Source organism: Micromonospora andamanensis (assembly GCF_016863495.1).
Taxonomy (GTDB): domain Bacteria; phylum Actinomycetota; class Actinomycetes; order Mycobacteriales; family Micromonosporaceae; genus Micromonospora; species Micromonospora andamanensis.
The window spans coordinates 1-14,202 of the sequence record NZ_BOOZ01000082.1; the positions used below are offsets into that span (position 1 = coordinate 1).

15 protein-coding genes are annotated in these 14,202 nt (G+C 67.4%); 13 read left to right on the plus strand and 2 right to left on the minus strand.

Annotated features, from left to right (window positions below):
* The first annotated feature begins 1,007 nt into the window (after positions 1–1,007).
* Both Van01_RS31800 and Van01_RS31805 read left to right on the plus strand, forming a co-directional pair.
* On the plus strand, positions 1,008–2,066 hold the full coding sequence (locus Van01_RS31800; protein ID WP_204015508.1) for an AlbA family DNA-binding domain-containing protein: 1,059 nt from the start codon (positions 1,008–1,010) through the stop codon (positions 2,064–2,066).
* Between the two features lie 123 nt (positions 2,067–2,189).
* Positions 2,190–3,014: a hypothetical protein gene (locus Van01_RS31805; RefSeq protein WP_204015509.1), complete on the plus strand. Its 825-nt coding sequence runs from the start codon at positions 2,190–2,192 to the stop codon at positions 3,012–3,014.
* Between the two features lie 578 nt (positions 3,015–3,592).
* On the opposite strand, the gene Van01_RS31810 is transcribed toward Van01_RS31805, so the two are convergent.
* Complete coding sequence (locus Van01_RS31810; RefSeq protein WP_204015511.1) at positions 3,593–4,288, minus strand: HAD family hydrolase; 696 nt, start codon at positions 4,286–4,288, stop codon at positions 3,593–3,595.
* The gene (locus tag Van01_RS31815) at positions 4,285–5,151 is read right to left on the minus strand and encodes a GntR family transcriptional regulator (protein ID WP_204015513.1); all 867 of its coding nucleotides are present in this window, start codon (positions 5,149–5,151) and stop codon (positions 4,285–4,287) included. The genes Van01_RS31810 and Van01_RS31815 overlap by 4 nt, the downstream gene beginning before the upstream one ends.
* Positions 5,152–5,743: 592 nt before the next feature.
* On the opposite strand from Van01_RS31815, the gene Van01_RS31820 reads away from it, so the two are divergent.
* The 11 genes from Van01_RS31820 (at position 5,744) to Van01_RS31870 (ending at position 14,109) form a co-directional block, all read left to right on the plus strand.
* Positions 5,744–5,992 carry a DUF6284 family protein gene (locus Van01_RS31820; RefSeq protein ID WP_373306316.1) on the plus strand — a complete coding sequence of 83 codons (249 nt, stop codon included), beginning with the start codon at positions 5,744–5,746 and terminating at the stop codon, positions 5,990–5,992.
* Entirely contained in the window at positions 5,992–6,366 is a 375-nt protein-coding gene (locus Van01_RS31825) for an RRQRL motif-containing zinc-binding protein (RefSeq protein WP_204015516.1), read from the plus strand. Before Van01_RS31820 ends, Van01_RS31825 begins: the two co-directional genes overlap by 1 nt.
* The gene (locus tag Van01_RS31830) at positions 6,363–7,229 is read left to right on the plus strand and encodes an ABC transporter permease (protein WP_204015518.1); all 867 of its coding nucleotides are present in this window, start codon (positions 6,363–6,365) and stop codon (positions 7,227–7,229) included. The genes Van01_RS31825 and Van01_RS31830 overlap by 4 nt, the downstream gene beginning before the upstream one ends.
* Positions 7,230–7,319: 90 nt before the next feature.
* Entirely contained in the window at positions 7,320–9,515 is a 2,196-nt protein-coding gene (locus tag Van01_RS31835) for a P-loop NTPase family protein (RefSeq protein ID WP_204015521.1), read from the plus strand.
* A gap of 144 nt (positions 9,516–9,659) precedes the next feature.
* A complete protein-coding gene (locus tag Van01_RS31840) occupies positions 9,660–9,902 on the plus strand; it encodes a hypothetical protein (RefSeq protein WP_204015524.1) in 243 nt (80 codons plus the stop codon).
* Positions 9,899–10,189 carry a hypothetical protein gene (locus tag Van01_RS31845; RefSeq protein ID WP_204015527.1) on the plus strand — a complete coding sequence of 97 codons (291 nt, stop codon included), beginning with the start codon at positions 9,899–9,901 and terminating at the stop codon, positions 10,187–10,189. The genes Van01_RS31840 and Van01_RS31845 overlap by 4 nt, the downstream gene beginning before the upstream one ends.
* Entirely contained in the window at positions 10,189–10,485 is a 297-nt protein-coding gene (locus Van01_RS31850) for a hypothetical protein (protein ID WP_204015541.1), read from the plus strand. The genes Van01_RS31845 and Van01_RS31850 overlap by 1 nt, the downstream gene beginning before the upstream one ends.
* Positions 10,486–10,499: 14 nt before the next feature.
* Positions 10,500–11,402: a bifunctional DNA primase/polymerase gene (locus Van01_RS31855; RefSeq protein ID WP_204015530.1), complete on the plus strand. Its 903-nt coding sequence runs from the start codon at positions 10,500–10,502 to the stop codon at positions 11,400–11,402.
* A gap of 131 nt (positions 11,403–11,533) precedes the next feature.
* Positions 11,534–12,418: an AAA family ATPase gene (locus Van01_RS31860; RefSeq protein WP_239099418.1), complete on the plus strand. Its 885-nt coding sequence runs from the start codon at positions 11,534–11,536 to the stop codon at positions 12,416–12,418.
* 344 nt (positions 12,419–12,762) lie between these two features.
* Entirely contained in the window at positions 12,763–12,972 is a 210-nt protein-coding gene (locus tag Van01_RS31865; protein ID WP_204015535.1) for an excisionase family DNA-binding protein, read from the plus strand.
* Positions 12,973–14,109: a tyrosine-type recombinase/integrase gene (locus Van01_RS31870; protein ID WP_204015537.1), complete on the plus strand. Its 1,137-nt coding sequence runs from the start codon at positions 12,973–12,975 to the stop codon at positions 14,107–14,109.
* The last annotated feature ends 93 nt before the right edge of the window (positions 14,110–14,202 follow it).

The window sequence follows — 14,202 nt, forward strand, 5'->3', positions numbered from 1 at the left end:
AGGGTGGTTCATGGGTTGGACCTCCTGCGTCCAATCAAGGTCCCGGTCAAGTGGTGGAGCACGTGGCCGGGACCGCCATCCATACCTGGGCGCGACGATCCGGAGCACGGTGATCTCACCGCGCTCATCGTGAGCGGCCAGGGTTATCGGGAGCGCTACGGCTGAGAAGGCTGTCCCACGCAGGCACCGCAGAAGAAGCGGCGTGCAGAGGCGTTCCGGAGAGACAGACGGAAGTCTGACCTCGCTGCGGCCCCACTCATCGTTGACGAGCGTCGGACCGTCGAGGTGCTACGCCTTGGGTACGGCAGGGCGTCAGGAACTAGCCCCACACCTGAATCGCGGACCGCCATCTTTCCTCCCGTGCTCACAGCCGAGCGCCATGGGAGTCAGCGTAACGGATCATTGTGAGCACAGCTGTGAGCACAAGATCACGGGAGATCGGCCTCTGCCGATGAATTCCACCCTTCCACCTGCGGTGGAAGATGGTGGAGCCGAGGGGACTCGAACCCCTGACCCCCACACTGCCAGGGGGGCTGTCGTCCACCCGCCGCCAACCCGCCCAGTTGGCAGGCGGGCTCCCGCCACCGCCCACCCGCCATATCCCGTTAGTTCCCCGTGATGACCCCGTGAACTGGCATGAAACTGGCACGGCTTCCGAGCATGTACCGTGCACGCGTCGCAGCGTTGGCGTCACCCTAGGGAGGTCTGTTTCAGCAGCTCAAACGCTATGGGGTGACTCGGGTGACAGCAGTGACACCCAGTTGCCGACGGGGCGACAGTCAATCGTGACTTATTTTCAAGGCACACACGAGCATCGACGGCCAAGACTACGCGGCGCGCGGCCACATTGAAGCCGGCTTCAGATTCGCCGATCTTGCTTCGGCAAGCTTGAGGCTCGCTGGCTGCTCTTCGCAACCACTGCATGCCGCCTTGCGTGGGGGGCGCAACACGGGCAATGTACACCTGTGCGCAGAACGGTGACGTGGGACAGATCCCAAAATACTCTGTTGACCACAAGCGGCCAGGCTGGACGACCCTACGATCACACAACTTACGAATTCGACTGCACCCTTGACTCTTTCGGAAATGTACTCCTTGCCGATCTCCTCGAAATCTTTAAGGAGATAAGCAAGCTAGCAGAGCCGCCAGAGGGCGGATTGACCCTTACCGCCAGAACCAATTACGCTCGACCAAACGTATGGCGACCATTCTCACACCGATACGACACCTTCTCTTACCATGAAGAGTGGGGAATTGTACTCGATTCGGAGTATTCGTGCCGCGAATTCACCAATGAGCCCGGTGCCATGGAATCAATCGGCCCACTACTCAGGGCAAACAAAGGGGTGTTGCGCAAGATTGATTGTCACGAGGATCGCGGCGAAGGCCCCTACGTTTGCCTCAAGGTGTCTTTTCCGCTGGACCGAACCGTCGGGCAAATCGTCGCTTTAAGCTTTCTATTTGATAGCTTGATCGCAAACGAGGAAGGTGCGCCCACTTCGCCGGCCGGCGTTCTGGCACTAATGGCATCGAAAATTCCCGAGGCACTACTAGGCCAGCCCGAGTCACAGTGGTTAGAGGTCAAGCAGAAGGGATATGGATTCGAGAATGATCGACAGAAACATGAATTTGCGCTCGACCTCGCAGCCTTTGCGAATTGCGACAGCGGGGGGATTATAGTCGTTGGACTATCGACAAGCAGGGACGCGTCCGGACAGGACATCATCACAGCCGCCAACGGCTGCTCGCCGGGATCGCTGAACGTCGACTCCTACGCCGAGGTAGCCAAACACCGGGTGGTACCACCGATCGAAGGTTTGGATATTCGAGTCATATCGAGTAACGACCGTTCCTTTCTTATGGCCCTGGTACCACCGCAACCTCAACAATTCAGGCCATTCCTAGTGCGAGGCGGCGTCATTAGCGGGGACCGAGTTAGCGGAGCAGCCTTCACGATCCCTCAGCGTGTAGGAAGCGAAAAGTGGAATGTCTCAGCTGAGGCCGTCCACTCGCAGCTGGTCGCCGCACGTATCGCGCTAAGCAGGGCCGACACTACCGGCCGCTAGATACCCGCATCTCCGCCATGTTGCCGCGACCAGTGGGACGGAGTCGCAAGCGAGACGGACGAGTGACACTCGTGCCTACCATGCCGACTCGCCGCAGCGATCGGACATCGGTCAACATCCGCGATGACGGTCCGCTACCCTGATGCCGTTGCCGTTGTCGCCGTCAAGAGTTGGAGCGGCATGAGCACTGACTTTGAGCGAGCAAGCCACTACCGTCCGTCAGCGTTCCCTTGCAAGACCTGCGAAGCACCGGCGGACAAGCAAGATCTAGTGCGCGCACCGACCGGATACGTGTGGCGCTGTCGCCGGTGCAACAGCCAGTCCAGTGAGTTGTTGCCGTTCGACCCGCGACTGGCACCAAGTGGCAAAACCGAGATTCTGCTAGCAATAGAAACACTAAGCGTATATGTGCCGATTCTTCAGAAAATTGACCCAGACCTAATCTATCGCATTGTTCGGCCGTATTTCGACGCCGGATGGTGTGTACGGGATGTCCTGTACGCCATCAATTACCTACCGAACGGCGACACTCACCCCGGCCAGGGGGCGGCTTGGGTTAGAGGCGAGCACAGGGATCGCACGTTGTGGCGTATGCAGCAACGGCTTAGGACTTGGCGCTTCTCCGACAAGGAGGACGGCCAAGACATTATGTATGGGCCGTATACCGCGACTTCGTCTGCCATGGAACAGGTCGCTGAGTCACAGAAGCGTCGAGCGACGATGCGGACCGTGGAATGGCACGAGCAGGCAGAGGCAGCGAAACAGGCCCACCATAGCGGGGCAAAAGAGGTGGCCCGCCGACAGGCTGCGATCGCAGCGCGTCTAGCTCGTCAGCGCAAGAGCGTGGCAGACCAGATGGAGCGCGAACAGGTGCTGCGCGATATCAAGCGAGGGCGCGCTGCATCGTCTGCCAGAAGCGCATCTATCGTCCACGAAGACATCGACTAATCAACGTTCATCCTAAATTGCTCTCGCGAAAACCGACGCCGGGTAACACTATCGCCCTCACTGACGGCCTCTCTTCGCAGGCGTTCAATCCCCTGGTACCAGAGAGTCTCAGAGTCGCGATAATCGTCCCACTCACCTTCATCCGGATCAGGCTCCACCTCTGCCTGCGGCGCAAAGCGGTCTACAGCGGAAAGGGCTCGAACATCAGCCCGTCGGCTCGCCCACTCCCCTTGGGTGCTTAACAAGACGGTCGTTCGAGCGTCACACCTAGGGTTCTCGCAGTAAATCTCGACGCGTCCAAAGTCTCGGTGGCTGTCGTTCCACGAGGCGACAGCCTCGGAACTTCCACAAAATGGGCATTGAACCCGTTTGCCTTCCAGTATCTGCTGTCGAATCCAAGGACGTTGGCCCGCCGTCCATCCCCCGTTGCTCGGCACCGCTGGATCTTCGCCGTAGCTAGCCACACTCGGTCTCCCCTCATGGTGCGCACCTCGGTCTACCCAACCGATCATCGAGCGCGGTGTCAATCGGCAGTCTGGTCCACGTTGCTCCACAGAGGACACGCGTTGCTTCCGACGTCAGCTACTAATTCGCTCGATCAACGCTCCTGCTATCGCACTCATGGACGTGATCACCAGGTCAGCCTCTGCGGCCAGAAACTTCTCGACTTTGGCCGGCCGATTAGCGTAGCCAACCACGCGTACGCCTGCTGCCTGCGCTCCTTCGATGTCCGAAAGTGAGTCACCGATCAGAACGCATCTGTTCGGCGAGTGGCGTACCGCACGCACCGCTTGCAGGATCGGTTCTGGATCGGGCTTCATGCGATCCGGGGCGGCGTACGCACGGCCAACAATCGGTGACACATACCCGGCGAGGCGGTGCGCTTCTAAGTACGCGCTCACCGCGCCGGCCGAGTTGTTGCTGACCACCGCCACTGACATTCCGGCTTGCCGCGCCGCCACGATGACTTCCCGTCCATACGGCGTGGGTTCGGCAGTCTTGACGGCCCGGCGCTCGGCCGCGCAGAGCGCATCCTCTACCGCGCAGGTGGCGTCCTGGTCGTCGGCTGTCCCCGTGCGGCGGAGCACTTCCAGCGGGTCCGGCTCGCTGGCGAGGTCCGGCGGCACGTCGACCCCGTGCCGCCGGAGGACGTCGACCAGCTCGGCGGCAACCTGCGGTGCGGGATATCCGGCGAAGATGCTGCACACCGGACCGTCGAAGTCGAGTAGCAGTGCATCGACCTCGCCGAGCAGTCGGCCGAGGTCGGTGTTCATGCGTCGTACCGGTAGGCGATGGTCGACCACACTGAGTCGAACCATTGGCGGGATGCTTCCACGAATTGTGTGCCGTGTGAGGTGTCGTCGTCGGTTACGGCGTAGTGGAACAGTGGCACATCCTTGCCCATCAGGTCGTAGATGGCCATCGGCTCACCCTTGATCGATACGGTGCGCTCTACGACGGGGTAGAAGCCGTAGAAGACCTCTTCGCTGTTGAGGATGTAGAGCTTGAACAGCGGGGACGCCCGGTGTAGCCGTACCTCAACGGTGGTCGACCGGATCAGGCCGAGGTCGCCTAGCTCGGCGACCTGATCGATGATGCCGTCTGCTGCTCGGCGAGTGATTCGCTCTGCGCGTTCGCGTACCGCAGGGTCGTCGGCCTGTGTCTCGGCCCGTGCCGGTAGTGCCATGGGTGCGGTCATGTCGGAGATCAGGACTCGCACGGCGATCGTCTCGGGCGCGAGTCGGCCGACGCGAACCTTGTCGAGTGCCTCGGCGAGCGCGTCGCGCAGCGTCTCGCCGGAGAACCCGGCGAAGTCGATGCTGACGTGAGGGCGGTCGAAGGCTGCTTCGATGTGCGGGCGCAGCTCGACGGCTCGCTGTGTCTGCGCCCGGACGAACGCGCCGCTGCCCTGCCGGGACACGATCAGCCGCTCTGTCCGGAGCAGGTCTAGGGCTCGCTTGACCGTCTCTCGTGCCACGCCGTAGCGGGTGGCTAGCTCGGGCTGTGACGGCAGCTTGTCACCGGGGGCGAGTCGGCGCGTGAGGATGGCCGCCCGCAGCTTGTTCGCGATCTGCTGTGACGCCTGTTTCGGGTCGTCGGGATCTAGCTGGCCAAGGAAATCAAGACTCTCGCTCACAGAATCACACTACCGCTGACTAGCCAAGTTGGGAAAGTTCGCCGCGCCCTCTTGACCTGACTAGCCAGGACGGCCTACGTTCATGACGTCGCACCTGGCTAGCCAGGAACGACAAGCCGGTTGGTTGCTGCGTCGGCGTTGCGGCTTTGACTGCGGCGTTCGCGAACGGGCCGCCGTGTGGTCGTCCATTGAGAACTTCAGAGCAGAAGCGCCGCGTTTGATCTGGCTTGCGGTATTCCCGCCTTGAGTCACACGGTGGCCGACCTCGGTAGATCCCGAGCGAGCGGGCCGAGCGGGCTAGGTCTTGGCGCGCGGAACGTCTTCTGCCTCTTCGCACCTGCACCTGTCCCGGGGTGGGTGTCGCGCTGCTTGGGCGCGGCCTCACCCCGGGTTTCCCCGTCTTGATTCCCCGCTTGTGGAGGTGAGCCGTCATGACCGTGAGCGTCTTCGCTGCCGTTCGAGTGACCACCAAGAGCAGCGCCGTTTGGCGTGCCTGCCACCGCTGCGGCGGGCTCGCCCCGCTGGCACCCGATGAGCGTCACTGCCGCCCGTGCCGGCCGGTGGCGCGCTCTCGCCGTTCTGGAAGGAACCGATCGAAGTGATCACCCACGTCCCCGCCGCCGAGCCGACCGCCAATGACCTGGCCGCGATCGACACCGAGTGGCCGCTGATCACCGCCGAGCTGGACAAGCTGGACGCCGAGATCACCCTCATCTACGCCGAGGACCACGGCGGACCGTCGCCGCTGGACTGGCGCAGGCTGCGCCGGGCCGAGGCCCGCGTGACCCGCGCCGCCGCCGACCTCGCCCACCGCGCCACCGACCCGCAGCGCGCGGCCTGATGTCCCGCATCCGCGCCGCCTACTACGACCCCGACGGGACGAAGTACGGCATCCCCACGTTTTGGTGGCGCGGCGCACCGCCGGGCTACGCCACCCGCCGCCAACTGCGCGCCGCCGGCCTGTGCCCCGGTGGCCAGCCGATCGCCGCGCAGATCCTCTGGCGCGGTGTCGGTGGCACCCGCACCGCCTACCTGTACCGGGTCGACCTGGCCCGGCCGAAGCGGACCGCCACCCCGGCGCAGCTGCGCGCGGTCCGCGCGGCGTTGACCGCGCGCCGAACCTGCCCGACCTGCCGAGTTGTCCGGCCCTACTGCATCCCGCGCTCGCTCGGCGAGTGCGTCGACTGCGCCTACCCGATGGAGGAAGCAGCATGACCGCCCCCACGATCAACGGCACCAAGTACCCACAACCGGTAGAGGCACTACTGCCGGCCGCCCGTGCCCTGGAATTGCCGGATGGGCAGGAGTTCCCGTCCCGCAACCGGCTGATGCGCGAGTTCCGCATCGGCGCGCCGAAGGCCGACGACCTGTTGGCCCGACTCAAGTCCGAGCACGCCGACCGGACCCGCACCGACACCCTGCGGACCGCGATGGCCGTCCGGGGTGCGCTGCTGGCACCGCAGACCGACACCGACACGCCGGCCGCGCTCCGGCTGGACTACGCCGAGCCGATCGGCCCGGACCCGGCACCGCTGCCGGTCGTGCCCGAGCACACGCCGCCGCCCGCCGAGCCGGTGAAGATCCCGCCGGCCGCGCCGCTCGCCGAGGTTGGCACGGTCGGTCACCCGGACACGCCCACCCCGACAGCGCCGGTCCGGTCGGCGGTGGTGTGGCCGGTGATCCTGCTGGCGCTTCCCGCGTTCGTGGCGATCTGGTCCGGATGGGTCGGACTCGGCGGACTCACCGGGTTCGGGGTGGTGCACCCGCTACCCGGAATCGCCGACGGGTTCGCCATCAACACCGCCATCACCCTGCCGATCGGCGTGGAGACGTACGGCGCGTACGCCCTCTACGTGTGGCTGTCCGGCCGCGTCCCTGAGCGCGCTCGGCGGTTCGCGAAGTGGTCGGCCATCGCCTCACTGCTCGTCGGCGCGCTCGGCCAGGTCGCCTATCACCTGCTGGTCGCCGCCGGAGTGCAGGTCGCCCCGTGGTGGATCACCACCGCTGTCGCCTGCCTGCCGGTGGCGGTGCTCGGAATGGGCGCCGCCCTGGCGCACCTCGTTCGCTCGCACGACTAGCCCCGCCCGGCGGCACGGCCCCTGGCTTCCCAACCTGCGCCGTGCCGCCGGCCCCCTACCGATCTCCCGACCGTTGGAGGAACCCCCATCATGACTGCCCCTGATGACGACCGTTTCGACTGGCAGGGCGCCGAGGCGGACCTGACCGATACCGGGACGGATGCCGAGGTGGTCGACCTCGATGCGGCTCGCTCCCGCCGCGCCGCCGCCGACGACAGCGGCGAGGGTGGGCCGGTGCTGGTCGACAGCATCGACGCGCAGCGTCGCCCGCGGTTCACCCTCGCCGGGTTCCGCGACGCGCAGCGTCGGCCGATCCTGCCGGGCTGGCTGCGCTCCCGTACGGAGTTCACCGGCAACCTGGCGTGGGCCGCCGGGCTGACCGCGCACGCCGCCGGCTATCACCTGCTGCGGGTGCCGAAGTACGGCGGCAAGCTCGCGTGGCGTGCCCCGGTCGGCGTGTACCGGGTGACGCGCGGCTACCTGCGGTGGCTGTTCGATCTGGAAGGCGAACCGGTCCGCCAATCGGTGGTCCGCGCGGCCATCGACCGGCCGGAAGAGGCCCGCCTGTATCAAACGCTTGCCCGGCAGCGGGATCGGCGGGTGCGGTGGCGTGGCCTGACCGCTGTGCCCACCGCTGTGGTGCTGCTGGTCGGCCTCGGCCTGCTCGCCACCGCCCCGGCCGCCGCCGTCGCCGCCACCCTCGCCGCCCTGGTGGCGGTGTTCGGGGTGCTCGGCGCACAGGCGGACCGGCCGCTGCTCGACACCGCCGTGGTCCGCGCTCCGGTGACGCCGCTGACCTCGGATGAGGTGGTGCGAGCGTTGGCCGCGCTGAACATCTCCGGCATCAACCAGGCCCTACGCCGAGGCGACACCGGCAAGCGGTGGTTCCCCGCGCCCATCCAGCGGGAGAACGGCACCGGCTGGCGCGCCGATGTCGAACTGCCCCGGGGCGTGACCGCGTCGGCGGTGGTCGAGAAGCGGGAAGAGCTGGCCGCCGCGCTCACCCGCCCGCTGGGCTGTGTGTGGCCCGAGGCCAACGCCGAGGTACACCCCGGCCGCCTGGTGCTGTTCGTGGCCGACAAGGATCTGTCCCGGTCGAAGCAGGCCGCCTGGCCGCTGCTCAAGACCGGTGCGGTGGACCTGTTCAAGCCGTTCCCGTTCGGCACCGACCCGCGCGGTCGGGCCGTGACGCTCACGCTGATGTTCGCGTCGATGATTGTCGGGTCGATTCCGCGTATGGGCAAGACGTTCTCCCTGCGTCTGGCCATGCTCGGCGCGGCCCTCGACCCCCGCGCCTGGATCCTCGGCTTCGACCTCAAGGGCACCGGTGACCTGTCGCCGCTGGAGCCGATCTGCCACCGCTACCGGGCCGGTGACGAAGACGAAGACATCGCCTACGGCCTGGCCGCCATGCGGGAGATCCGCACGGAGCTACGCCGCCGCACGAAGGTGATTCGGGAGTTGCCGCGTGACCTGTGCCCGGAGAACAAGGTCACGCCGGACCTGGCCAGCACGAAGCGCCTCGGGTTGCAGCCGATCGTCATCGGGGTGGACGAGTGCCAGGTGTGGTTTGAGCACCCGAAGTACGGCGACGAGTTCGAAGAGATCTGCACCGACCTGATCAAGCGTGGCCCGGCCGCCGGCATCACCCTCATCCTGGCCACGCAACGCCCCGACGCGAAGAGCCTGCCGACCGGCATCAGCGCCAACGCGGTGCTGCGGTTCTGCTTGAAGGTGATGGGTCACACCGAGAACGACATGGTTCTTGGCACGTCGATGCACAAGGCCGGCATTAAGGCGACCATGTTCTCCCGGCGTGACCGGGGTATCGGCTACCTCGCCGGTGAAGGCGACGACCCGACGATCACCCGCACGTTCTACATCGACGGGCCGACCGCCGAGCAGGTCATCCGCCGCGCCCGCACCCTGCGGGAGCAGGCCGGCACCCTCACCGGCCACGCCGCCGGGCAGGTCATGGACACCACCGCCGTGCGACGGGACACGCTGTTGGACGACATCGCGGCCGTGATGTCCGACAGCGAGGCCAAGCTGTGGTCCGAGGTGGTCTGTGACCGGCTCGCCGGGCTGCGGCCGGAGGTCTACGGCGGGTTGACGCGGGAGCAGTTGACCGCCGCGCTCAAGCCGTACGGCGTCACCACCGGACAGGTATGGGGCACCGACCCCGACACCGGCAAGGGTGCCAACCGGCGCGGCATCGACCGCGCGCACATCCTCACCGCCATCACCAAGCGTGACCGCGACAACGGCAACCGGGCCGCCGGCTGACCGTCGAGATTGCCGCTAGGTCTAGCACGCCCGCCCGCTAGACCTAGCGGCACCACTAGCGACCAATCCGAAACCTGGCCAGCGCCCTAGTCCCTAGCGGCGCTGGCCCCGCTCACCCTGAAAACGGCCCCTGGGAGGCGTTTCGTGGTCACCCTCGCCCTACTAGCTAGCCTCACCGCCGCTGGTTACACAGCGTGGCACCTGATCCTCTGCTACGCCGCGCCGATGCCCCGCTGCCGCGCCTGCCACGGCACCGGCGAACGACGCGGCCTGATCCTCCGCGCCCCGCATGAATGCCATCGCTGCCACGGCACCGGCCACCGGCCACGCCTCGGCCGCCGCCTGATCGAGTACATCCGCACCGAATACCGGGCGGGCCAGCAATGACCGGCCGCGACCGGCACACCGGATGGTGCGCCGGTGGCCACCGATGCGGCCTCGGCGAACACCGCTCCGACGAAATCGTGGTCGACATCCCCGGGCAGGCACGTGCCGTGCTGGTGCGGGTCCGGACCGCCGCCGGCCGCGACCATGCCGAGGTGCGCGTCCGCGTGGCACTCGCCCCTACCGAGCTGGCCGCCCGCCGGCAGTTGGTCGGCCTGCTCGATGACATGCGACAGGCCGTGACCCGTGCGGCGATCGCGGCGCGGCCTCGGCCGAGGCGGGCCGCGTGATGGTCGGGCCGCGCCGTGATGGCGCTTCCCCGCGTGATGCGCGGCTGTCCGGGTTGGAGATCTGGCTGACCGGCACGCCGGCCGAGGTAGACGCCGTCACGGCCGCGCTCACCGCTGCGGGGCACCGGCTCGCTCAACGCGGCACCCGCCGTCCGCTGACCGGCGCTGATGCCGGCCGCTGCCGCCTCTACCTGCGGCTGTCCGTCGCCACCGCTGCCCGCCCGGCCAGCCGCGCACCGGACACCGGCGGCGCGGCGCTGCTCGACCTCGACACCGCCCGCCGCAAGACCGCCTGATCAGGAGACATCCCATGCCTGACCTGCTCACCACCGCGCTCGGCCACGCCGAACGCGGCTGGCACGTCTTCCCGCTACGCCCCGACGACAAGCGACCAGCCTTCCCCGACCACCCCGCCGACCAGTGCACCGGCCGCGACCCGCGCTGCCGCGCCAGACACGTCGGGTGGGAGGACCGGGCTACCACCAACCCGCATCGCATCCGCCGCGCGTGGTCGGCCCGCCCGTACGGCATCGGCATCGCCTGCGGGCCGTCCCGCCTCGTGGTGGTCGACCTCGACACTCCGAAACAGCCCGCCGAGACGGGCCACCGAGACGGCCTGGCAGTGCTCGCCGAGCTAGCCGACCGGCACGGCGCGGCCATCGACCCGACCTACACCGTCACCACCGGCCGAGGCGGCACCCACCTCTACTACCACCACCCAACCGACGGGCCGGCACTGCGCAACACCGCCGGGACACTCGGGGCGATGGTCGACACCCGCGCCACCGGTGGCTACGTCGTAGCCGCCGGCTCGACCGTCGCCGCACGGCCTTACACCGTCGCTCTCGACGTCGATCCCGCGCCGCTGCCCGGGTGGCTCGCCGAGCTGCTCGCCCCGGCACCGCTGCCGCCGCAGCGACCCGTGGTGGTCGACCTCGGCACCGGACGGCGTGCCGCCTATGTCGACGCCGCGATCCGCCGCCAGGTCGCCGAGGTCACCACCGCCACGCCCGGAAGCCGCAATCAGGCGCTCTACGTCTCCGCTGTTGCCCTCGGTCAACTCGTCGCCGGTGGCGCGCTCACCGAGGACGACGCCGAGACGGTCCTCACCGACGCCGGCCTGACTGCCGGGCTACGGGCGACGGAAACGGCACGCACCATCGCATCCGGGCTGCGCGTCGGTGCGCGTCGGCCCCGGAGCGTGGCCGCATGACCGCCCCCGCTGAGCGTCCCGACCTGCGCGTCATCCAGCCCGGTGACGACACCGCCGCCGAAGTCATCGCGCCGATCCGGCGGGAGCCGGGCCGCATCCGGACCGCGTGGACCGCCGCCGACCTGATGGCGATGGAGTTCCCGCCGCCGAGGTGGGCGGTGCCCGGTGTGCTGTCCGAGGGCGTAAACCTGCTGGCCGGGCCGCCGAAGGTCGGCAAGTCGTGGCTATCCCTCGGCCTCGGCCTCACCGTCGCCGCCGGTGGTAAAGCGTTCGGCAGCATCGACACCGAACCCGGACCGGTGCTCTACCTCGCACTGGAGGACACGCCGCGCCGGTTGCAGTCGCGCATGGGCAAAGTCCTCGCCGGACAACCCGCACCGGTCGGCCTGACCCTGGCCACCGCGTGCCCGCCGCTGCCGCAAGGTGGCGATGAGGCCATCGCCGCATGGTTGGACCGCAACCGCAACGCGCGCATGGTCATCATCGACGTGTTCGCCAAGCTACGCGGCACATCCGCACCCGGCATGTCGGCCTACGACGCCGACTACGCGGCCGTAGGCCGGGCGAAGAAGGTTGCCGACGCCTACGGCGTCGCGGTGGTGCTCGTGCATCACGTCCGCAAAGCCGGATCGGACGACTTCCTAGAAGCCGTGTCCGGCACCAACGGCCTGGCCGGTGCCGCCGACGCGACGCTCGTACTGCGGCGCCCGCGCGGGTCGGCCGATGGGGTGCTGCACGTGACCGGCCGCGACGTAGACGAGTCGGAATACGCGCTGGCGTTCGACCCGGCCGCCGGGGCGTGGACCATGCTCGACGGCCCGGCCGCCGAGCACGAAGTCAGCGACACCCGCGCCGCGATCCTGCGCTGGCTACGCACCTCCCCTGGCAGCACACCGAAGGCCATAGCCGAGGGCACCGGCCTCAGCGTGGACAACGTCAAGAAGACCTGCGGCCGAATGCTCGACGCCGGCCAGGTCGCCTGCGAAACGGGCGGCCGATACCGGCTTCCCGCATAGGTGTCCCCGCTGTCACCCGAGTCACCGCAGTCACTCGATGCTTCCTGGCCTGCGGAAACGCTGCTGAATCGCGGTGACAGGACAGCGACATCCAACCAGCCGCAACCGGCCCGATCAGATCGGCTGAAACACACGCCATCCGCCATGTTTCAGCACAGACCCTACCCATCACCCTCGCAAGCCAAAGATCTTGGCTCTACGGCGCTCTCAGCGGGCCGCTCTAACGCCCGCTGAGACGTCCGGCCATCGACCCACTACGAACCCCGCGATCGGCCAGAAAGGCACCCAGCTTGCCGACGAAAGCCCTTCCCGCTACCCGCACGCCGCACCACAGGAGGCCCGCAATGCCGGAGAGGTACCTGACGATCCCGGAAGTCGCTGCCCGGCTCGGCACCACCGACCGGTTCCCGCGCAGGCTGATCGAGGAACGGCGCATCGAGTTCAAGCGCTTCGGCCGGCACGTACGGATCGCGGAAAGCGTTCTGAACGTCTACATCGACTCGTGCACCGTGACCCCGGTGCGCCGGATCGGCCGGGCACGGAGGGCTGCCTAAATGGCCGGCAATACCAAGGGGCGTAAACGCCGCTTCGGCAGCGTCAGGAAGCTCCCTTCCGGCGCGTGGCAGGCCCGGTACACCGCGCCGGACGGGTTGCCGCGTAAGGCACCGAGCACCTTTGACACGAAGCGGGCCGCCGAACAGTGGTTGGTCGAAACCGAGGCCGAGATGCTGCGCGGGGAATGGCTCGACCCCGACGCGGGAAAGATCACGCTGAGCGAGTATGCCGATAGGTGGATGCGCGAGCGTGATCTCAAGGCACGCACGCGGGAGGAGTACGAGCGGCATATCCGCCTTCACGTCCGGCCGCAACTCGGCGATCACGCGCTCAACGAAATCAGCGCGCCGCACATCCGGAAATGGCGCGCGGACCGGCTCGCCGATGGCGTGGGGAAACCGACCGTGGCAAAGACGTACCGCATCCTTCACGCGATTTTCGCCACCGCCGTTGACGACGACCTGATCCGCCGAAACCCCTGCCGCATCAAGGGAGCCGGACAGGACAAGGCCGACGAACGACCTACGGCCACGCTGCACCAGGTGTTCGCGATCGCCGAGGCGATCCAGCCGCGCTACCGGCTGCTCGTTCTGCTCGCCGCATTCGCGCAACTGCGGTTCGGCGAACTGGTGGCGCTACGCCGCCGGGACATCGACTTGCACACGATGGAGCTACGGGTACGCCGCGCTACGGCCGAGATGGAGGACGGCACGCAGATTGACGACGACCCGAAATCCGAGGCGGCTAAGCGGCCGATCAGCTTGCCGGCCGGGCTGCGTGCCGACGTGGAATGGCACCTCGCGCAGTTCGCCGAGGGCGGCCCCAACGGACGGCTGTTCCTCGGCGCGCAGCGTGGCATCCCGCGCCGCCGCAACTTCAACCGGATCTGGCGAAAGGCTCTGGCCGCCGCCGGTATCCCGACCGACCTCGGTCTGCACCTTCACGACCTGCGGCACACCGGCAGCACATGGTCAGCACAGAGCGGGGCGACGCTCAAGGAACTGATGGCGCGCATCGGTCATTCGAGCACCCGCGCGGCGATGATCTACCAGCACGCGACCCGTGACCGCGATCACGCCATCGCCGCCGCGCTGGACGCCTTGATCGAAGAGGCGCGAGGCAAGATCAGCGCGTGATCTGGCACGGATCTGGCACATAGCGGCCCGAGAGATTGACGAATGACAAAAGCCCTGGTGGGAGACAGTGTCTCTCACCAGGGCTTTTTGCTT

What these genes read in the sequence shown, in the direction of transcription:
- Van01_RS31805 (WP_204015509.1), top strand. Translation starts at nt 2,190, where the DNA reads ATGACGGTCCGCTACCCTGATGCCGTTGCCGTTGTCGCCGTCAAGAGT.
- Van01_RS31810 (WP_204015511.1), bottom strand. Translation starts at nt 4,288, where the DNA reads ATGAACACCGACCTCGGCCGACTGCTCGGCGAGGTCGATGCACTGCTA.
- Van01_RS31825 (WP_204015516.1), top strand. Translation starts at nt 5,992, where the DNA reads ATGTCCCGCATCCGCGCCGCCTACTACGACCCCGACGGGACGAAGTAC.
- Van01_RS31830 (WP_204015518.1), top strand. Translation starts at nt 6,363, where the DNA reads ATGACCGCCCCCACGATCAACGGCACCAAGTACCCACAACCGGTAGAG.
- Van01_RS31835 (WP_204015521.1), top strand. Translation starts at nt 7,320, where the DNA reads ATGACTGCCCCTGATGACGACCGTTTCGACTGGCAGGGCGCCGAGGCG.
- Van01_RS31845 (WP_204015527.1), top strand. Translation starts at nt 9,899, where the DNA reads ATGACCGGCCGCGACCGGCACACCGGATGGTGCGCCGGTGGCCACCGA.
- Van01_RS31850 (WP_204015541.1), top strand. Translation starts at nt 10,189, where the DNA reads ATGGTCGGGCCGCGCCGTGATGGCGCTTCCCCGCGTGATGCGCGGCTG.
- Van01_RS31855 (WP_204015530.1), top strand. Translation starts at nt 10,500, where the DNA reads ATGCCTGACCTGCTCACCACCGCGCTCGGCCACGCCGAACGCGGCTGG.
- Van01_RS31860 (WP_239099418.1), top strand. Translation starts at nt 11,534, where the DNA reads ATGGAGTTCCCGCCGCCGAGGTGGGCGGTGCCCGGTGTGCTGTCCGAG.
- Van01_RS31865 (WP_204015535.1), top strand. Translation starts at nt 12,763, where the DNA reads ATGCCGGAGAGGTACCTGACGATCCCGGAAGTCGCTGCCCGGCTCGGC.
- Van01_RS31870 (WP_204015537.1), top strand. Translation starts at nt 12,973, where the DNA reads ATGGCCGGCAATACCAAGGGGCGTAAACGCCGCTTCGGCAGCGTCAGG.